Source organism: Sinomicrobium oceani, from assembly GCF_900119185.1.
Lineage (GTDB): Bacteria > Bacteroidota > Bacteroidia > Flavobacteriales > Flavobacteriaceae > Sinomicrobium > Sinomicrobium oceani.
Map to the genome: position 1 here is coordinate 172,689 of NZ_FPJE01000005.1, position 21,651 is coordinate 194,339.

Here is a 21,651-nt window from a genome sequence, read left to right on the forward strand (position 1 = left end):
TTGGAGATACATACTCCGGTAGGTATCCGTACAACGAGCTGGCCATCTTCCGGGGTGAGCCTATTACCTGTTTTCAGATAGTTTGTATACTACAACAGGTTTGACCTGCAATTATCTTTATGTTTATGATGAATGAGAACGACAAATTAAACATCCTCAAAGATATTCTCCTTACCGATGACAGGGAGTATGCAGAAACCATTGCCAACAAAATAAAGGCCTTGGAAGAGGTCCTTCATACCCGTTCGGAACTCGCAGGAAAGGTCGACCCTATTATAGACAGCAAACTGGAAGAATTTATCGAGGAGATCCCCAAAACCCTCGGACCGACTATTACGGAAACACTTAAGATCGAAATCAAAAATTCCAAAGATCAGGTTGTGGAAGCCCTTTACCCCATTATGGGACGAATGATTAAAAAGTACGTCTGGCAGGAAATAAAGTTACTATCCGAGCAGGTCAGCTCTCAGGTAGAAAACAGTTTTTCGCTCGCCGCATGGAAACGGAGGCTAAAATCCTGGATCACCGGGGTTAAGGAACACGACCTTATTTTATCGGAATTGGGAGACGTCTCTATCGAACAGGTTTTTGTCATCGAAAAAAATTCCGGGATCCTTCTCGGAAACTATGCCAAAAGGGAAACCATAGATAAAGAGATGTTCTCCGGAATGCTAACGGCAATCAAATCGTTTGTCGAAGACGCATTCCGGCAAAAAGCCCAGAATCTGGAACTTATAGAATATGAACTGTACCATATTCACATACAAAGTTTTGTTTCGTATTACATTGCCGTAGTGGTCTCAGGACAATACAACACCCCGTTAAAAAACAAACTACAGGACACCATTTTCAAATTTTCGGAAAATTTCCTGAGCCTGATGCTCTACAATCCGGAAATCACACAAGATGATATTGTAAACGAACTAAATTTTTATTTTAACGATGATCACATCTAAAAAAATTGTTCTTTTGGGGCATTTTGGTGTCGGAAAAACGTCTTTGGTAAGACGTTTTGTAGAAGACTCCTTTTCGGACAATTACAAAGTTACCATTGGAGTACATATCCTAAAAAAAGAAGTTACTCTGCCCGAAAACCAGGTAAACCTGATTATCTGGGACATAGAGGGTAATGAAGATATTACGAAAACACGCTCCTCATACCTCCTGGGATCTCACGGCTTTATTTACGTGTTTGATACTACCCGGAAAACAACTTATGAAAATCTCGCTTCAGACCTGGAACACTTAAAGACTACATATAACAATGTCCCTGTGGTTGTGGTCGGGAACAAAAGTGACCTGGTCACCAGAAGTCACATGAAGGAGAACAAGGCTTATTTCAAACCGGTAGATTACTTCTCCAGTGCCAAGACAGGGGCCAATGTGGACACTATTTTTGAAGAACTTACCAAAAAAATAATCCTGTAATATGCTTGAATCCTATAAAGAGCAATTCTTATATCCCAAAGTTCAGTTTATTGTGATTTCGGGAGAAGGCAAGATCCTGGCTTCTGACGATATCCTTTTTCCGTTTGCGGAAAAGGAAAACATAGCAGATTGCCATCCCTTTTTCGAAAGTATCCTCCCGCTTATGGAGCCCAAAGAAGATGCACTCTCTTTTTCCTGTGTACATATAGGTGAAAAAATATGCGATATTAATTGCAGGACCTTTAAAGACAAACATCCCCTGATCACTATTCACGATCTGTCCGAACACTACGAATCGCTGCAGACCGTCGCACAGAAGCGGAACGAAACCCTCATCGAATCCGAAATACTGACACTGCAAAACACATATCTCAAAGAAAAAGAGGCTTTTAAACGAACGTTTATTGCTAATTTCAGTCATGAGATACGCAACCCCCTTACCGGGGTATTTTCCTTTACGGAAATGCTCGAAAAAACCAGTTTGTCCGACGAACAGTTCGACCTGGTTGAAGTGATCAAATCGCTCTGTCAGGATTTGAACATCATGATCAACGACATTCTTGACCTCTCCAAAATAGAAGTAGGCAAATTCGTGGTAAATAATGAAATATTCGATTTTTCCGAGTTACTGCACTCCACGGAATTTATCTACACGACCAAAGCAAGGCAGAAAAACCTCAACTTCCGGATGCATGTCGACAAAAAACTGCCCAAATATATCGAGGGAGACAAAACACGCATAAAACAAATACTTACCAATGTCATAGAAAATGCCATCAAGTTCACGGAAAAAGGCGACATAGACCTGCATATAACATTAAATCACAAACGGGCGAACAAGGCGAATATACAATTTCGAATCACAGATACCGGAATAGGGATACCCAAAGAAGCTATTCATGATATTTTCACCAGTTTTTCCCAGGTACACAAAGACAACAAATATCCGGGAACTGGACTGGGGCTGACCATCGTAAAAAATCTCGTCACCCTGATGCAGGGAGATATCTCGGCAGAAAGCGAGCCGGGTCGGGGAACTACTATTTCTTTCAATCTCAAACTCAGGTTTCCTCTCCATTACAAAGAAACCGCCAGGAAAGAAAAGGTGGAGAAAAAAGTGCTCTTCAACACAAAGAAAAAATACAACATCCTGTTGGTTGAAGACAATAAGATCAGTCAGATTATCGTATTGAAGATACTCTCTTCGCAGGGTTCTTTTTTTCTGGATATTGCCGAAAACGGCACTCAGGCCATGGAAAGAACCGAGGAAACCCGTTACGACCTTATTCTCCTGGATATAAGATTACCCGATGTAACAGGGTATGAACTTGCACCTGCACTGCGGAATCACGCAGAGAAAAAACATACCAAAACACCGATTATAGCCCTATCGGGAAGTATGCTCGGCGACGGAAAGCAAAAATACAGAAAAGCAGGAATTAACGATGCACTTCAGAAGCCTTTCCAGGAACAACAATTGCTGCAAAAGCTTCATAAACACCTGAAGTAGAAGCGTTGAACAACCCCGGTTCAAAAAACCGGGGAGATCCTATCTGTTCATATGCTTCATCTCTTCCTTAAATGTATCCAGGTCTACACCATGAGATACCAGGTCATACGCTTTGGCTATAATATATTTGATGTTGCCGGGAGTGAAGCCGAGTCCTACTGCCAGTTTAGACAATACACTGGTTTCTTCTTCATCTGCAATATGATCGGCATAAACCATACGGGTCAGATCATAAAGCCTTTCCAGCCGTGAATCGTAGAAAAAAGGAGGGTTGATCGGATACTTCTCCGGGTTTTTAAGAACCGCGGCATAATCTTCTTCCGAAATATTAAGATTATGAGCAAGGCGATCGAGGAACGCTTTTTCTTCCGGGTTTATAGCTCCGTCAGAAAGTGCCACACGGACTATCGCCGCGAAATGATCCCTGTTACGCTCCAAAAATGCATTCGAATATAAATCTAAGATTGACATACCTCTTATTGTTAAATCTTCAAATTTTGCGCAAATATACATCTTTATACCAAACACGAACAAGATACATCTCCAATATTAAACCGTATCGCAGAACAGGCAACTCCCCTCCCCGTTCATATTTAATCCGTTAATACGGTTACAAATCGGTTTTTATTACCTTTGCACAAAATTTATAATGTGAGCAAGACCCATGCCTCGCCAGTTTCACTCCCGCCATCCATCGGGACAATGGGAACAGAACAGTCTCCGCAAACGCGAAAACTGCAGGACGCTATTGCCCGGATCCAACCTCCGCAACGCATATATCTCAACGGACTCATAGGATCTTCGCTTTCGTTTGTCATTGCCGACAGTTTTAAAAACAACGACCTTCCCTACCTGTTGATACTCAACGACAAGGAAGAAGCAGCCTATTACCTCAACGACCTGGAACAACTTATCGGCGAAGAACACGTGTTGTTTTATCCCGGAAGCTACCGAAGGCCCTACCAGATCGAAGAGACGGATAATGCCAACGTACTGCTTCGGGCAGAAGTACTGAACCGCCTGAACTCGCGTAAAAAACCTGCGTTGATCGTCACCTATCCCGATGCCCTCTTCGAGAAGGTTGTTACCCGGAAAGAGCTGGAAAAAAATACGCTGAAAATGAAAGTAGGCGAAACCATTGCTCCCGATTTCATCAATGAAGTCCTGTTCGAATACCGTTTTAAGAGAGTGGACTTCGTTTCCGAACCCGGCGAATTTTCGGTACGTGGCGGGATCATAGATGTGTTCTCCTTTTCCAATGACGAACCCTACAGGATTGAGTTTTTCGGTGACGAAGTAGACAGTATCCGAACCTTTGATGTGGAAACACAGCTTTCCGTACACAAGCTCAACAAAATTACGATTATTCCGAATGTAGAGAATAAAGTCCGGAATGAATCCAGAGAAGGTTTTCTGGAATATATTTCACCGAAAACCGTTGTTTTCTTCCAGAGTTACGAAATTTTGTCATCGCGGATAGATTCGTTATTCCGGAAAGCTGAAGAGGCTTTTGCATCACTTTCTACCGAAACAAAGCACGCTTCTCCTCATGAACTTTTCTGTACTCCAAAACACATTCACGAGCAATTGTCCCGTTTGGTCGTAGCGGAGACCGGAAACCAGTCCGGAATCGCATTCCGGCATAAAGCGAAGGAAAAACACGGAGAGATCATTACGTTCCGCACCAGACCACAGCCTTCGTTCAACAAACAGTTTGACCTCCTGATCGAAGATCTCGACAGGAACCGGGCCGATGGCTACACCAACTACATCTTCTGTGTCAGCGAGCAGCAGGCCAAACGCTTTCACGATATTTTCGAGGAGATCGAGGGTGAGGTCTATTACAAAACGATCGTTTTCCCCATATACCAGGGTTTTATCGATGATGACCGAAAGATGGTCTGTTATACGGACCATCAGATCTTTGAACGTTATCATAAATTTCACCTCAAGAATGGTTATGCAAAAAAACAGGCCATAACCCTCAAAGAACTGACCCAGCTCGAGATCGGCGATTATGTAACCCATATAGATCACGGTATCGGTAAGTTCGGCGGACTACAGAAGATACAGGTGGAAGGCAAACTCCAGGAAGCCATAAAACTCGTGTATGGCGACGGGGATATCCTGTATGTAAGTATTCACTCCCTGCACAAGATCACCAAATACAACGGTAAGGACGGCAAACCTCCCAAGATATTCAAACTGGGAAGCAGTGCTTGGAAAAACCTGAAAAAGAAAACCAAAAGCCGGGTCAAGGAAATAGCATTCAGCCTTATAAATTTATACGCCAAACGACGGACAGAAAAAGGATATTCCTACGCTCCGGACAGTTACCTGCAACACGAACTCGAAGCCTCCTTCATTTATGAGGACACCCCCGACCAGAGCAAAGCGACACAGGATGTTAAAAACGACATGGAAAGCGAACATCCGATGGACCGGCTTGTTTGCGGCGATGTAGGGTTCGGAAAAACGGAAGTTGCCATCAGGGCCGCATTCAAAGCGGTAGACAACAGCAAGCAGGTGGCTATTCTGGTCCCTACCACCATACTTGCCTTTCAGCATTACAAGACTTTCAGTGAGCGGCTCAAAGATCTGCCCGTCACCGTAGATTACCTCAATCGTTTCCGTACAGCCAGAGAAAAAAGGGATATCCTTGAAAAGCTCGGAACAGGACAGATCGATATTATCATCGGAACGCATCAGTTGGTTAATAAAAATGTACAATTCAAAGACCTGGGATTGCTCATCGTAGATGAAGAACAAAAATTCGGGGTAGCCGCCAAGGAAAAACTAAAGAACCTGAAAGAAAATGTCGACGTTCTTACGCTAACGGCCACGCCTATTCCCAGGACACTGCAGTTCAGCCTTATGGCTGCAAGGGATTTATCCGTGATCACCACCCCCCCGCCCAACCGTTACCCTATAGAGAGCCATGTGATACAGTTTAACGAAGAGATCATCCGCGATGCGGTATCCTATGAAATACAACGCGGAGGGCAGGTCTTTTTTATTCATAACCGCATAGAAAACATCAAGGAAGTCGCCGGCATGATCCAGCGGCTGGTCCCCGATGCCAAGGTAGGTATAGGACACGGCCAGATGGAAGGAAAAAAACTGGAACAGCTCATGCTCGGTTTTATGAACGGAGAATTTGATGTCCTGATCTCCACAACCATTATCGAAAGTGGTCTTGATGTTCCTAATGCCAATACGATCTTTATCAATAATGCCAATAATTTCGGGTTGAGCGACCTGCACCAGATGCGGGGACGTGTCGGCCGGAGTAATAAAAAGGCTTTTTGTTATTTCATTACCCCGCCCTATTCGGCCATGACCGAAGATGCCCGTAAACGAATACAGGCGCTGGAACAATTCACCGAACTGGGAAGTGGTTTTAATATTGCCATGAAAGACCTGGAAATCCGTGGTGCGGGTGACCTACTCGGCGGAGAACAAAGCGGATTTATTAACGATATCGGTTTTGACACTTACCAGAAGATACTGAGCGAAGCCATAGAGGAACTCAAGGAAAACGAATTCAAGGACCTTTATCCGCAGGATGAAGAAACACGGGAATATGTCAAAGATACCCAGATCGATACCGATTTCGAACTGCTCTTCCCGGACGAATACGTCAACAATATTACCGAAAGGCTCAACCTGTACAACCGTCTGAGCACGATTACGACCGAAGAAGAACTCGAAAAGTACGAAACAGACCTCATTGACCGTTTCGGTCCCCTTCCCCGACAGGTAAAAGACCTCCTGAACAGTGTACGGATCAAGTGGATTGCTTCGGAAGCCGGGCTGGAAAAAGTAGTACTTAAACACGGTAAAATGGTCGGTTATTTCATTGCCGATCAACAGAGCAGTTTTTACCAGAGTAAAACCTTCAACCGCGTGATCCGGACCGTACAGCAAAACCCGGCCCTGTGCAAAATGAAAGAAAAGAATACCCGTCTCGGCGGATTGAGGCTTTTACTTACTTTTGACCATATCACCTCGGTCAACAAGGCTTTGAAGGCCCTGAGCCCTTTTGTGGTCAAAGAAGCAGCACACTCCGAAACCGGATATTAAAAAAACAGAGTACAACAGGAGTGATTTCTTTCGGAATCCTCCTGTTTTTACATTAAACCGTTATCTTAGCAATATCCGAATTCCTAATTCGCTATATTTGCATGAAAGCCGGATAAATATGTCATAAGCCATGAGCAAATCTTTTGAAAGATATCAAAAACGGAGACTGATCTCTTCGTATTTCTCTGTTATCTTAAGTATTTCTTTAGTCCTTTTCCTTTTGGGAATGCTCGGTCTTCTGGTCATCAACACCAAGAAACTCGCAGATCATTTCAAGGAGCAGGTCGCTGTTTCTATATTCCTGAAAGACGATGCCAAAAAAGTAGAAATAGACCAGCTACAAAAAGGCCTGGCCCTGGCAGAATACACAAAGTCGGTAGAATTTGTCTCTAAAGAAGCTGCCGCGGAAGCCCAGAGTGCCGAGATCGGGGAAGACTTCATGAAATTTCTGGGGTCAAATCCCCTGCAAAACTCTATAGATGTACGGCTGAAAGCGGATTATGTCGATGCTGTAAAATTAGAAGAAATTGCCACTGAGATCGCTGCTAAGGATTTCGTAGACGAAGTCTCTTATGACCGCCCGTTGATAACACTACTTAACGACAACATCAGAAGACTTAGTTTCTGGATACTTCTGGTCAGTGCAGCCTTTACGATCATAGCGGTTCTGCTTATTAACAGCTCCATCCGCCTGTCTATTTACTCCAAACGTTTTATCATAAAAACCATGCAAATGGTAGGGGCCACAAAACAATTCATCCGGCGTCCTTTTATATGGACCAGTGTAAAACTCGGCATGATTGGTGCCGTAATAGCTGTAATAGCCATGGGAATATGCCTTTACTATTTCAATGAAAGATTCCCGGAACTCAACCTCATGCAAGACCCGACCTGGTTGGTCCTTCTGTTTATCGGCATCTTCCTGATGGGCGCGATAATAAGCTGGATAAGTACCTATTTTGCCGCGCAACGGTTCCTGAACCTGAGAACGGACGACCTGTATTACTAAACCCGGAAAAAGCTAAAAAATGCAAAAAAAAGATAAGAACACTACACCTCAGGAATTTATATTCGAGAAAAAAAACTATACGATTATGTTTGCCGGGCTGGCCTGTATTGCCCTGGGCTTTATTCTCATGAGCGGGGGAGGTACGGATAACCCGGATGTCTTCAACCCCGAGATCTTCAGCTTCAGACGTATCCGCCTGGCCCCCACCCTTGTTATTCTGGGTTTTGCCCTGGAGATTTACGCCATTTTGGTGCCCGCGAAAAAAAAGAAAGCACAGGACAAATAAAACCTGAAAACTTTCGTTTTGGCTTGAGCAGCCATATTTTCCGCACCAAAAACGATTAAGACACATGGATATTATCGACGCTATCATCCTTGGGATCATCCAGGGACTTACCGAATTTTTGCCTGTCTCCTCCAGCGGACACCTGGAACTTGGAAAAGCACTGCTTGGTGACAATTCCATCCCCCAGGAGAGTCTTATTTTTACCATTGTCCTGCACTTTGCTACGGCTTTGAGCACTATCGTGGTATTCCGTAAGGAGGTTCAGGAAATTGTCGGGGGGTTATTCCAGTTTCGCTGGAACGAAGAGACCCGGTTTTCACTGAAGATCATCATATCCATGATCCCTGCGGTTTTTATTGGCCTGTTCTTCGAAAAACAACTCGAACAGCTTTTCGGAGAAAACATACAGCTGGTAGGTTTTATGCTGCTCATCACAGCCCTGCTGCTGTTTCTTGCCGACCGGGCCAAAGACACTTCGAAAAACGTTACTTACGGCAACGCTTTTATCATCGGAGTATCACAGGCCATTGCCATGCTTCCGGGAATTTCGAGAAGCGGTTCTACCATTTCGACCTCCGTATTGCTTGGAATCGATAAATCAAAAGCAGCCAGGTTTTCTTTTTTAATGGTCGTCCCACTGATCTTCGGAAGCATTGCCAAAGAAATCATTTACGGCAAGATAAGTTACGATTCCCAGCAATTTACTCCGCTGGCCATAGGTTTTGTCGCTGCATTTATTTCGGGACTCTTTGCCTGTACCTGGATGATAAAGCTGGTTAAAAACAGTAAGCTGACATATTTCGCCATATATTGCCTCATCGTAGGAGCCATTACTATTGTCTATTCCTTTTTTACCGGTTTATAATGTATTCGGAAGAAGAATTTAAAAACGGAACGATATTACTCATCGACAAGCCCCTCCACTGGTCGTCTTTCCAGGCCGTCAACAAAATCAAATGGGCCATCCGTAAAAAGTACGGTCTAAAAAAGATCAAGGTAGGTCATGCCGGGACTCTGGATCCGCTCGCAACAGGGTTACTGATTATATGCACCGGAAAATTCACGAAAAAAATACCGGAACTGCAAGGGCAGGTCAAAGAATATACGGGTACGATATCAATAGGGGCTACTACACCATCTTATGACCTGGAAACCGAAACGGACCAGACCTATCCGACCCAACATATTACCGAAGAAAAGATACATCATACTACTGCCGGATTCATTGGTGATATCGAACAGGTGCCCCCGGTATTCTCAGCGATTAAAAAAGACGGTAAACGCCTTTATGAACATGCGAGAAAGGGAGAGCATGTAGAAATAGCCTCCCGAACCATAAATATCAGTGTTTTCGATATCACTACCATCCGCTTTCCGGAATTGTCATTTCGCGTGGTTTGCAGCAAAGGAACATATATTCGTTCACTGGCACACGATTTTGGAAAAGCGCTACAATCCGGCGCGCACCTCTCTTCCCTGCGACGAACCGGAATAGGTGAATACCGTGTGGACAACGCCATCTCTCCCGAAGAATTCGTAGCCCGGCTGAATCCGTAAAACTATTTTTTAATATCTTAGTTTCCTGCCCCGGAAACTGATAATTAAAATTCAATCCAATTATTTTACGGTTTGAGCGTTTATATACTATGAAACTGAACAGGAAACAATGGTCTCTGCTCATATCATTTTTTATAATGATGCTGGTATTGCTTACCCTGTTCAATATTCACCTTTCCGCAAAAGAAGATAAAGAAATCCTCTACGAACTGCGTTTCGAAGATCCGAAGAAACCTGAAAAAACCTCATCTCCCGAAGAAGACAAACTCGAAACCCACATGGCCTATAACGAAAGCGTTAAAAGCCGGTTCGATAAAGAGGTCAGGGAATTTAAAACCCTTGAAGAACTCAAAGAAGGAAAAAAGTCGGACGAAGCCGAAGAAAACGAAGAAAACGAAGAAGCGGAAACCAGCGACGAAATACCTTCCGAACCCCAGCAAGACTACATGAGTTCGGAGACAGGTGAATCTGTGGCTTCCCGGGCCACCCGAAACAAAAAACAACAAGCGGAGAAATCGGAGGGCGATAATACTTCAGACACCAAAGTAGAAAACAATAGTGTCAATCACCATAGCTCAATTTCCTATTCTTTGGTAAACCGGGTACACCGCAGCTTACCCAACCCGGTGTACACCTGCTCGGCCAGGGGCAAAATCGTGATCAATATCAAAGTCGATGCTCTGGGTAATGTTACGGATGCTTCGTTTAACAAGCGTAGCTCCACCTCCGGCAACGGTTGTCTTGTCGAACACGCTATAACTTATGCCTTACGTGCAAAATTTGAAGAGAAGGAAGGTAACGACTCCCAGGTAGGCACGATCACCTACTTGTTTCAGGGCTGAATCGCTCCCAAAGACTTAATCGGGAAAACTGATTTTCCCCATACTCACCCACGGATACCCTTTTTTGCCCTGAAAATGATGCTCTCCACTTACCATTTCGTTGGCAAGAAGGGCAAATAATACTGCTTCTTTGGCATCGGGATTCAGTCCCAGTGTCGAAGTATTCGTAAACTCCAGAGTGGGTAATGCTTCTTTAAGCAAGGCCATCACCAGCGGATTTGACGCACCACCACCGCTTACATAGCCACGTACCGGCGTGTCGGAGGAAAGGCATTCCTCCAAGCTGCGCAATATGGCGCGTACCGTAAAATGTGCAAGGGTATGCATTACATCCCCGTGCGGTATACAATCTCCTCCGGATGTAGTGTTCATCGCCTTTGCCAGATAATCGAGATTAAACAACTCCGGGCCGGTGGTTTTCGGGAAGGGCCATTCGAAAAAGGGATGCGACATCAGATTCTGTAAAAGCTCCTCGTGCAATTGCCCCTGCATGGCAATCCCGGCATCCGCATCATACGGAATATCAAAATACTTTTGAACATAAGCATCCATAAGGGTGTTTCCGGGGCCCGCATCTGTAGAGAATACGGCATCAAAACCTTTTCCTGCCGGAAGAAATGTAAAGTTGGAAATGCCTCCCATATTGAGCAATAATCTCGACATACCTGGGTCGCTGAAGAGCAGGTAATCTCCGTACGGAGCCAGGGGAGCCCCTTCGCCCCCGGCAGCAATATGTTTTTGCCTGAAATCTGAAATCGTAATAATGCCCGTAGCACAGGCCAGGTGATCTCCGTCGCCCAGCTGTAAAGTGGCATCCGGATATCCCGGCACATCGTGAAAAGAACGGGGAGCGTGATATACCGTTTGCCCATGACTGGCGATAAGGTCTACCGTTTCGGGACTTACATTCCAGTTCTGCAGTGCCTGTAGTATCATTTGCGCATGCTCGGCAGCGATCCAGGGATGGAGCAGACATATCTTTTCGAGTTCACCGTCCGGCCTGGCAAAAACCTCGCGTACACGCCTTCCGAAAACAGGTTCGTACGGAAAGGTTGCGAATTCCAGGAGTTCTACCTGCGTTTCTCTTCCGTTCCCCGAGACCCTGCACAGGGCGATATCAAGTCCGTCCAGGGAAGTCCCGCTCATCAATCCGATAATAACACGGGATTTCCGGTTGGCTATGCGATATAATTTCTCTATTGAATTTCTCATGGTATTGTCGGACTTTACACGGGCAGTGAACCTGTAATATATCACAAATATATGTTATGCCCGCTTTCCTGCCGGAAAAAATTAAATCCTTACTTTTACGGAAATAAACTTCAAAAATTCTTATGTCAGCACAGAAACGCCTTTTCTTACTGGACGCTTACGCCTTGATATTCCGAGGATATTATGCTTTTATCAAGAATCCGAGAATCAACTCCAAGGGCATGGACACCTCGGCTATTATGGGATTTACAAACTCCCTGCTCGATGTGATAAAGCGTGAAAAACCGGATCATCTCGCCGTAGCTTTCGACAGGGGAGGTTCTGTCGCCAGAACCGAAATGTTCGAAGCGTATAAAGCTAACCGGGACGAAACACCGGAAGCCATCCGTACTGCTATTCCATATATCCAGGATATCCTGAAAGCCATGCATATTCCGGTGATCGAAAAAGAAGGTTTCGAAGCGGATGACATTATCGGCACCCTGGCCAAACAGGCCGAAAAACAGGGATACCTCACCTATATGGTTACTCCGGATAAGGATTTTGCACAATTGGTATCGGAAAATATCTTTATCTACCGACCGGCAAGGATGGGGAATGGCATTGAAATATGGGGGATCCCGGAAGTACAGAAGAAGTTTGAAGTGGAAACTCCGGAACAGGTCGTCGATTACCTCGGCATGATGGGAGATTCCGTAGATAATATCCCGGGATTTCCCGGAGTCGGAGAAAAGACAGCAAAGAAATTTCTCAAAGAATTCGGCAGTGTGGAGAATCTCATCGCCAATGCAGATAGCCTGAAGGGCAAAATGAAAGAAAAAATCAAGGAAAATGCCGAGCAGGGACTCCTCTCCAAAGAACTCGCCCGGATCATGCTCGATGTCCCCGTGACTTTTCACGAGGAAGATTTTGAATTGAGCACTCCTGATTTTGACAAAGTGAAAGATATTTTTCACGAACTGGAGTTCCGTCGTCTTACCGAAAATCTCATGAGGATTTTCGGGCAGGACAGCAGTTCGGAAACCTTACCTGTCAACCAGGGAAATCCCGCTACAAAAACGACAAAATCACCGGATAATATCCAGTTCGACCTCTTCGGAGCCCCGGCGGAAGAAGAAACCAACACTTCTTCTACACCTTCTCCGTACAATACCCTGCTTACAAACCGGCACTTTTATCAGTATATCGACACTCCTATCGGGCGAAAATTGTTACGGGAAAAAATGATGCTTTGTACCAGCGTGTGTTTTGACACGGAAACGACCAGTATCAAATCGCTCGAAGCAGAGCTGGTAGGTATCGCCTTTTCCTGGGAGCCCGGCAAGGGATATTACGTCACATTTCCCGAAGATCAGGAAGAGACCAGGACCATACTGGAAGAGTTCCGCCCTTTTTTCGAAGCAGAACACGTCGAAAAGATCGGACAGAATCTCAAATACGACATCAAAGTACTATCTAACTACGACATGCCTGTCAAAGGGAAACTCTTTGACACCATGATAGCACATTACCTCATCAACCCCGATATGCGCCATAATATGGATGTGCTGGCAGAAACCTATCTCAATTACCAGCCGGTTCCGATAGAAAGCCTTATCGGCAAGAAAGGGAAGAACCAGAAATCAATGCGCACGGTGGAGATCGAAAAACAGACTGAATATGCCGTAGAAGATGCCGATATCACCCTACAGCTCAAACAATTATTCCAGGGAGAACTTCCCAATCGGAACGCCCTGAAACTCTTTGAAGAAATCGAAGCTCCCCTGGTGCAGGTACTGGCCGACATGGAAATCGAAGGGATCCGGGTGGATACCGGATTTCTGAAATCGCTTTCACAGGCGCTGGACAAGGACGTCAAAGAACTGGAAAAAAGTATTTATGAACAGGCCGGAGAGGAATTCAATCTCGCTTCTCCCAAACAGCTTGGCCCCATTCTGTTCGACAAATTAAAGCTGGTCGACAAGCCCAAAAAAACCAAAACCGGACAGTATTCTACCGCGGAAGATGTACTGTCTTACCTTTCCAAAGATCATAAGATCATAGCGGACATCCTGATGTGGAGACAGCTTCAGAAACTCCAGAATACCTATGTAGATGCCCTCCCGAACGAGATCAATCCCAAAACAAACCGGGTGCATACCGTGTACAGCCAGGCTGTCGCTGCTACCGGGCGTTTGAGCAGTAATAACCCTAACCTTCAGAACATCCCGATCCGTACGGAAAGAGGCCGGCAGGTTCGTAAAGCCTTCGTTCCGCGAAATGAGGAATACACGCTTCTGGCAGCTGACTATTCGCAGATAGAACTGCGCATTATCGCTGCGCTGAGTGAGGAAGAGAACATGATCAGGGCCTTCCGCGACGGGGAAGATATTCACGCATCTACAGCGGCGAAGGTTTTCGGTGTTCCGCTGGAAGAGGTCACACGCGAACAACGTAGCAATGCGAAAACCGTAAACTTCGGTATCATCTACGGGGTCTCTGCTTTCGGGCTTAGTAACCAGACTACGCTGTCCCGAAGTGAGTCGAAAGAACTTATAGATACGTACTACAAGACCTACCCGAAGCTAAGGGCTTACATCAATAATCAGATACACTTCGCCCAGGATCACGGTTATGTAGAAACCATTCTCGGCCGAAGGCGTTATCTGCCGGATATCAACTCCAGAAACCAGGTGGTACGGGGTGCCGCCGAAAGAAACGCAGTAAATGCCCCGATACAAGGGAGCGCTGCGGATATCATAAAAATGGCAATGATCAATATTCACCGGAAACTGAACGAAGGGAATTACCAAACAAAAATGCTGCTGCAAGTACATGACGAACTTGTTTTTGACGCACACAAGGCCGAACTGGAAGAGATAAAACCCCTGATAAAGTCCGAAATGGAAACTGCCTATCAACTGGCCGTTCCTCTTGAGGTGGAAATCGGACTGGGTGATGATTGGCTCACCGCACACTAATAATCCCACTCTCCGGAATAAAAAAACAGCAGCTCTCCATGATAAGAGCTGCTGTTTTCACATCAGACATTTTCGTTACCATATCAATACATAGTACACTATTCTATGCGAACCCGGATACCTTCGGAATTCGCACCCATTTCGGGAGCATACATACATTGCAGAGAAGTAATCCCGTTAGAAAAATCTCCCCCGTTATTTGCTCTGAGATCATACTCAAAAACGTAGACCCCCTTTGGCATATAGTCTGCAAAGAAATTGGTGGCTGCATCTCTTGTACTCTCATAATACCCCATTCCTCCCTGCCAGCGATACCCGGAAAGTACATTTACGGGTTCAAAACCACTCGCACGCATATCTTTGATATGTACAAACTCCATATCCCTGTCGTTCCTGATCTCCAGGCGCACGGTAACCAGGTCTCCCACATGTATCGGTGTATTTGCTGTGATCTTCTGTAATTCCGGACCTTTTTCGGTCACTTTTTTGAGGTAGAGTTCTTTTTTAAAACGTATTCCTGTGGCTGCAGAAGTAATCTGGTCCAGATCTTCGAAATACTGCCAGTACACCGCACCCCAAGCTACGCCCGGCGATGTCTTACTCACTTTCACGACACCCATCTCCGGCTTTACCTCTTCTTTATCCCAGGCCAGTTTTATATAACCACTTCCCTGCTGCTGCCCTTCGGCATGTTCGAGATCGGTTTTTTCATTACCGAGGCTTACTTCCAGTCCGCCTGAGGAATTTATCCAATCCTTTCCGGTATTCATCAGCACAAAAACAGCCTCCGTTGTGGCCTTTGTAGAACTCCATCGGTTGGTTTGCCTGTTCTTCAGCAACCAGACTTTCATCAGCTCCACACTTTCGGTATCCTGTAAAACTTCATCAAACGCTTCGATAAGCCTTGATTGTGTTTCGATGGGGGCATTGTACCAGTACCACCCCGGGCGATTATCTTTCCAATACATTCCCATTTCATCGCTTATCACCGACTGGTCTTTTACAGCTTTCAATATTTTCTTTGCCGGTATATTTTTCCCGAAACGATGAAAAACAAGGGCAAGAACGGCCTGGTGATAACGGGACTGGCTGAATGATTCTTTTTCCAGTTTTCCCAGGAAATAACCAGCTATGTCCTCTCCTTTTTTACGTAACGGATAGCTTTCCAGAAAATAACTCCGGGCGTACATCCAGGACACCCCCTGATAAAGCGAAGGCGGATACTTGTTATTGTTTTTATATCGGTCCCAAGCTTCTTCCATCTTTTCATCGATAAAACGGATCGCCTTTTCGATCATGTCATCGCTGTCGGGATCATAATTTTCTTTACTGATCCCCATGGCCTGCAAGTGGCCGAAACCGGAAACGATATGTGTAGTGATATTAAGGTTGGCTTCCCCGCCTTCGAACCAGGGAAAGCCTCCCGAGTCCAGTTGTTTGTTCTTCAATTTACGGAAGGTCACTCCGAGTTCGTTGCGCATGGTATTCAGATCGAACAGCACCGCAATCCGTTTCATCTGCTCCGCTTCATCGGCAGCTTCCCTTACCCAAGGAGTCTCTTCGAGCAGGAGCGACTTCAACTCCTGGTTTTGCTCCAGGTCTGATTTCAGCTGTCCTTTGCTGTTCCAGTCATCGAAAACAGCTTTTATTTTAGGGTTGGAGTTCACAAGATATTGAGATATCAGGTTTCCGTAAAGTCTTGAAAAAACCTGTTCGGAACACTCATAGGGGAACTCTCTGAGATAAGGCAGGGAAAATACGGCATACCACACCGGATTGGTCGTCATTTCCAGGGTAAGCTTATAGTTTTCCCGTGTTGCAGACTTCGTATGCACCAGTTTATCCATTGTAAAGGTTTTATCCTGACCTTCCCGGATATGTAGCGGCAGGGTTTCGGTCACCAGCATCCGGTTGGTCAAAACAGGTAATGCCGATTCTTCTCCGTCCGAATAATTCCCTGCACGGGCCACTACGCGATATACTACGGCCTGATGCCCGGACGGAACCTCCAAGGTCCACGATACGTCAGTGCTCTGCCCTGCCCGGGTTTGAAAACTGCGTTCGTTATCACTGTTTCCGAAAACGGTATCCAGGGGTTGCATGGTAAAAGCATCAAAGAGCAGTAATTGTGCCCTGCCCGAAAGTATCTCATCGGAGAGATTGGTAATTTTAGACTGGAACGCTATACGGTCTCCTTCCCTTAAAAACCGTGGCGGATTGGGCACGACCATCAGTTCTTTCCGGGTACGTATGCTGGCTTCATAATTGGCTGTGTACAGCGCTTTGGTATGGGCCATAGCCATAAATTTCCATGTGGTCAGACTCTCGGGGGTCGTAAAGCGTAACGTTACGTTACCTTCTTTATCTGTTTTGAGGTGCGGAAAGAAAAATGCGGTTTCCTGCAAGGCTCTTCTGGGTTGCACAGAAGCCATGCCCTCCGTTTTTTCCGCACCGGAAGCCATCTGCTCCTCTACCACCTCTTCCAGGGCTGCACTGTCATGCATGACTTCCCCGGCCATCTCCGAAACAGGAGCTGCCGCTGTCCTGGCGAGTTTTTGCCGGCCACCGTAACCCACCACAACGACCTCTTCCAGCCTTGAGCTGTCTTCTTCCATGATAATCTCTACGATAGTCATCCCCTTCCCTATAGTAACGGAACGGGATTCCATTCCTATAAATGTAAAGTTCAGACGATCTCCCTCAGCCGATTTTATCACAAATATCCCGTCAAAATCGGTAGTGACTCCTGTTGTTGTTCCTTCTACTATGACATTGACCCCGGGAAGAGGATCTCCTGAAGTATCCACTACAAAACCGGCAACATATCCTTCCTTACCTTCTATTTTCTTACCGGCTTCTTTAGCTTTTTTCTCCAGTATTCCGAACAAACGGTATTTGGTATGAAGTCGGGAAACATACCTGTTCTGCCGGCCTCGCCCGTTAATATCAAAACCGAACCAGTTGAGTTGCTCAAAAACAGGTGAAGGCACGGATGCACTTATTTCCGGGTAGCTCCGGTAAAACTGTAAAAACGATTTGGAACCGTATCCCATTTGGAGATCCCAGGATTTCAGTACCGAAGACCTGTTTCGGCTGTAATAGGGTGACCACCCGATGCTGTGAGGTTTAAACTGATCGAGTGAAGCATCATACATGGTGGCGAGCATTTCTGCTCCTTCGGTAGCCAACCCCGCCAGGAAAGCATCCTTACCTTCTCCTTTCACGGTAAGTTCCCATGTTTCTTCATCTCCGGGGCGCAGCGTATTTCGCATGGTCCCGGCAGTGATCTCCAACTTGTTTTCTTCATAGGGAACATATATGGTCTCTATTCCCTGACGTGCGGTATTATATTTGCCGAAATAATAACGGACAAAGACATTTCCGCGATAATTCTCTTTTACCGGAAATGAAAATGTCTTTACGCCGTTGTTTATTTTTAATTCTTCCCGTTTGACCACTTTCCCGTTATATTCCAGTTCGGCAACAACGACAGCATTACGGGCAGAAGACGCAAATGTCACTTTTGCAACATCTCCGGGCTTATAGCTGGTTTTACTGGTCGTTACGGAAAACAGTTCCTGGTCTACTGGCTTTTTCTTTTCTTTTTTGTACAAATACACCAACTGCTCTGAAGGGATACTGTCCTTTTCGTCACGGATATATCCCCGAAGCACATAATATCCTTCCTGCCAGTCTTTTCCGGGCATTACGCTAATCTCGGTCTGTTTCCCCGTATCAAAATTCACAGCAAGTACTGGTTCCTGCACCTCCCGGTTTTCCAATTTATCTTCTCCTGCGTAGGGATCGTGCGGAAAATGTGCTATGAATTCCGCTTTCTCATATAATTCATAGTCCCCGGACGGTAACGGGCTTTCCCTGAGTACCCGCTCCGGAGGTGTTATTCTGGACAGGGTAACCTTGCCCTGTGCGGGTATAAACTGCCCGTTGAGGTTCTCCGTACGAATACCTATACTCTTAAAATCCTCCCAAGCCAGTCGGGAGGGCACATCCAGATTGAGCGTGTAACGCAAATCTCCTACGGTAATACGCTGGCTTCCGGACCGGGTCTCTCCGTTGATATCGGTCACGTCTGCCGTTATCGTATAGGAATAGGTACGGGGGCCTTCCGAAACAATGCCAGCAGGGGCTTTTGCCATAAACGGAACTTTGAAATTCCCTTCCGCATCTGTCACGGTCTCTCCATGGGCAATTTCTTCACGGGGTGCCGACCGGATATATTCCCGTCTCCACCACGGAAGGTAAGGATAAACAGCTTCTCGGTACACGCGGTATGTAACACGGGCCCGATCCGCATTGGCTCCGGAATAGGACTGTGCTTTTGCCGTTGCGGTGATCTCTTCCCCAAGGCGAAAAGTCTTTTTTACCGTATCAAAGACCACCTCAAAACGGGGGCGCTTGTAGGCTTCAACGCTAAAACGATAGGTTTCTCCATCATCGCTATCCAGGGTAAATATCCCGGTCAACCCTCCCGAAGGCAATACGAATTCCCCGGACACCGCACCGAAATCATTGGTCGTCAGACTCATTTCTCCAACAGTGTCATCGTTAGGGTCCCGTAATTCGATATCCAGCTCTTCTCCGCCCACTACTTCCCTGAAGCCATCGGGAGCTTCCTTGTAATGAATTGCTTTAAAATAAACGGTCTGTCCCGGCCGGTATATGGAACGGTCTGTAAATAACCTGGTATAATAGTTCGTTTCTTCCGGATTAGTGCTACGGTTGTATCTGTATTGGTATTTACTGTAAAACACATCTTCTCCAGCTACGCGGTAGTAATACTGGTTGTAATACCCCTTCCCCGCAGGATACCGTACTGCAGCCTTCCCGGCAACACCGGTCCTGACCTGTGTGACCAATTCCAGTTTTTTATCATTTCTCCGATAGACTTCTACGGTTACCCCTTTTTGAGGATGCCCGCTTTTACGGTCTGTCACCAGCAACTCCTCTCCGTTATCTGCAATAGCGTAATCGGAAATATAGACCCATTGATATTGCAGAATGGTTCTTTGTTTTTTTGTATCAAAATCCGGATCGGCAGAGGCGATCACGAGATATGCCCCTCCCCGGAGGGCTTCCAATGCTGCTGTTGTCATATGGCTCTGATAATCATCGAAGGTTTTCAGAGAAATGGCAAATTCCTTTTCAATCGGATATTTTCGGAACAAAGCATCGAGGAGTTGCTGTCGCACTGTATCTTTAGGGTATTGTATTTCCTGCAAGGGATCGTAAAAATAATCTTTGATATCCGGAACGTACCGCAACACCCTGAAATAGATCTTATCAAGGTTTTTGTGTGTTACTGACAACGGATTATTCTGTCCTGAAGGAAGATAAGTTTCGATCCGGATAGAAAATTCCGTTTTTCGGAGCTCTTCTTCCAGCCGTAAGGCCTCACCGGCAGCAGAGGTATTGTCGTATTCCTTTTTTATACGTCCCGTTGTTCGGAGTACTTTTTCATACCATTGTTTTCTCGTTTGGAAATCACTATTTTCCGTTTTGTCTGCCTGTTCCTTATAAAAACGGGCCATTTCCAGAAGAACTTGCCCGGTATACCAGCTTTGAGGCGAAAAGGATGAAAGTTTTTCGAGCTCGGAGACATATAATGAAACTGTATATTCCGTCTTAGACATCCTCAACACTTTCAGCTTATTATAAAGAAAAGCATTGGTATTGCCCTGCTCCTTATGGGCATCGGCGAGCGCCAGTACTAATGCCGCTGCCTTTTCTTTTTTGGCGATTGCTCCCGCGTCCGTATCAAAAGTCCGGAAAAACATTGCTGACCGGTCCTGCAAAAAGTCTGTAGCACGATGCACGAGAATGTCGTAAATCGTCGGCCGGAGTTCCCTGCCTTTAGTAATACGCACATCTTCTTTCGACATCTTTTCTTCCGGAGTGCGAAGCCATAGGTTATTTTCCAGAAGCCCCTGCCACTCTGCTAAGGAGGCTGCTTTCAGTTTTTTTTCGTTTTCCAGGGAACGCAGGTAAAGGTCGGTGATCTTATCATTGAAGATATTTTCGGTCCAGAAGCGGAAATCTTCGGAAGAAGCCTCTTCTGTTCTGGTGCGCTGATCGATTTTCCAACGGTTATTCCTGTAATATCCATACAGGGCTTCTGCAAGCATAGATTCCAGGATATGCTTTTCCCTTACATCCGCTTCGGATATCTCAGTCTCAAAATCCCTGATAATCCGGAATTGTATCTCATCATCATCGCTTGTTATGACCGCAATTTTACTTTTATAAAGCAATGCCCGAATCCGCTGAACTACATTTCCGTCTTTTTCTGCGGCATCATAAATCTCATCGACACCGGGGAGCAGTTCTTTAAGGAGACCCTGCGCTTCTTTCTTCTCGATCTCCTCCCATTTCTTATCGTATGGAAATTCCCGCGCGGCCAACGGGAGACAAAAAAGAGCCACTACACAAAATAAATACGTCTTCATATATAACTGCTGTTTACCGGGCATTGTGCCCGAAAGGCGAATATTTTATTTATAACCGTATTAAAAATACATATTTTCTACGGCTCTTCCTCTGCAAATAACAAATAATATGCCATAAAAACCTACAAGGACTTCCGGACATATCTTTACAGACATCCATTCTGGATCCCTGAAATTACCACTATGAAAACCAAACAATTATCTACTCCAAAATAATACCTGAACTGTGTTTGTAATTACGATTTATAGTTGTACATTTGCACCCCGTTTATTGGGAATGGAATGTTTAATTTAAAAAAA

General features: G+C 45.5%; 13 protein-coding genes. 10 read left to right on the forward strand and 3 right to left on the reverse strand.

Features of this window, described 5'->3' with window-relative positions; all coding sequences use genetic code 11:
* The first annotated feature begins 125 nt into the window (after positions 1 to 125).
* From BT112_RS06235 to BT112_RS06245, 3 genes are read left to right on the forward strand one after another with little or no spacing between them, the layout of a single operon-like run.
* The gene (locus BT112_RS06235; RefSeq protein WP_245776994.1) at positions 126 to 956 is read left to right on the forward strand and encodes a cell envelope biogenesis protein OmpA; all 831 of its coding nucleotides are present in this window, start codon (positions 126 to 128) and stop codon (positions 954 to 956) included.
* Positions 943 to 1,428 carry a Rab family GTPase gene (locus tag BT112_RS06240; RefSeq protein WP_072316494.1) on the forward strand — a complete coding sequence of 162 codons (486 nt, stop codon included), beginning with the start codon at positions 943 to 945 and terminating at the stop codon, positions 1,426 to 1,428. The genes BT112_RS06235 and BT112_RS06240 overlap by 14 nt, the downstream gene beginning before the upstream one ends.
* A gap of 1 nt (position 1,429) precedes the next feature.
* Positions 1,430 to 2,938 carry an ATP-binding protein gene (locus tag BT112_RS06245; protein ID WP_072316495.1) on the forward strand — a complete coding sequence of 503 codons (1,509 nt, stop codon included), beginning with the start codon at positions 1,430 to 1,432 and terminating at the stop codon, positions 2,936 to 2,938.
* 39 nt (positions 2,939 to 2,977) lie between these two features.
* Here BT112_RS06245 and BT112_RS06250 read toward each other — a convergent pair whose 3' ends face one another.
* The gene (locus BT112_RS06250; RefSeq protein ID WP_072316496.1) at positions 2,978 to 3,409 is read right to left on the reverse strand and encodes a TerB family tellurite resistance protein; all 432 of its coding nucleotides are present in this window, start codon (positions 3,407 to 3,409) and stop codon (positions 2,978 to 2,980) included.
* Between the two features lie 231 nt (positions 3,410 to 3,640).
* On the opposite strand from BT112_RS06250, the gene mfd reads away from it, so the two are divergent.
* From mfd to BT112_RS06280, 6 genes are all read left to right on the forward strand, one after another.
* Complete coding sequence (gene mfd, locus BT112_RS06255; protein ID WP_072316497.1) at positions 3,641 to 7,021, forward strand: transcription-repair coupling factor; 3,381 nt, start codon at positions 3,641 to 3,643, stop codon at positions 7,019 to 7,021.
* Between the two features lie 130 nt (positions 7,022 to 7,151).
* Positions 7,152 to 8,030 carry a cell division protein FtsX gene (locus tag BT112_RS06260; RefSeq protein WP_072316498.1) on the forward strand — a complete coding sequence of 293 codons (879 nt, stop codon included), beginning with the start codon at positions 7,152 to 7,154 and terminating at the stop codon, positions 8,028 to 8,030.
* Positions 8,031 to 8,049: 19 nt separating this feature from the next.
* Positions 8,050 to 8,316, forward strand: a complete 267-nt coding sequence (locus tag BT112_RS06265; protein WP_072316499.1) for a DUF3098 domain-containing protein — start codon at positions 8,050 to 8,052, stop codon at positions 8,314 to 8,316.
* Between the two features lie 64 nt (positions 8,317 to 8,380).
* Positions 8,381 to 9,181, forward strand: coding sequence for an undecaprenyl-diphosphate phosphatase (locus BT112_RS06270; protein ID WP_072316500.1), 801 nt, complete (start codon positions 8,381 to 8,383; stop codon positions 9,179 to 9,181).
* A complete protein-coding gene (gene truB / locus BT112_RS06275; protein ID WP_083564808.1) occupies positions 9,181 to 9,873 on the forward strand; it encodes a tRNA pseudouridine(55) synthase TruB in 693 nt (230 codons plus the stop codon). The genes BT112_RS06270 and truB overlap by 1 nt, the downstream gene beginning before the upstream one ends.
* A gap of 89 nt (positions 9,874 to 9,962) precedes the next feature.
* The gene (locus BT112_RS06280) at positions 9,963 to 10,715 is read left to right on the forward strand and encodes an energy transducer TonB (RefSeq protein ID WP_072316501.1); all 753 of its coding nucleotides are present in this window, start codon (positions 9,963 to 9,965) and stop codon (positions 10,713 to 10,715) included.
* Positions 10,716 to 10,730: 15 nt separating this feature from the next.
* Here the strand turns inward: BT112_RS06280 and BT112_RS06285 are convergent, their stop codons facing one another.
* The gene (locus BT112_RS06285; protein WP_072316502.1) at positions 10,731 to 11,927 is read right to left on the reverse strand and encodes an anhydro-N-acetylmuramic acid kinase; all 1,197 of its coding nucleotides are present in this window, start codon (positions 11,925 to 11,927) and stop codon (positions 10,731 to 10,733) included.
* 122 nt (positions 11,928 to 12,049) lie between these two features.
* Here BT112_RS06285 and polA point away from each other — a divergent pair, with 122 nt between their 5' ends.
* The gene (gene polA, locus BT112_RS06290) at positions 12,050 to 14,887 is read left to right on the forward strand and encodes a DNA polymerase I (protein ID WP_072316503.1); all 2,838 of its coding nucleotides are present in this window, start codon (positions 12,050 to 12,052) and stop codon (positions 14,885 to 14,887) included.
* A 98-nt stretch (positions 14,888 to 14,985) separates the two neighbouring features.
* Here polA and BT112_RS06295 read toward each other — a convergent pair whose 3' ends face one another.
* Positions 14,986 to 21,351, reverse strand: coding sequence for an alpha-2-macroglobulin family protein (locus BT112_RS06295; RefSeq protein WP_175545757.1), 6,366 nt, complete (start codon positions 21,349 to 21,351; stop codon positions 14,986 to 14,988).
* Positions 21,352 to 21,651 lie beyond the last annotated feature (300 nt).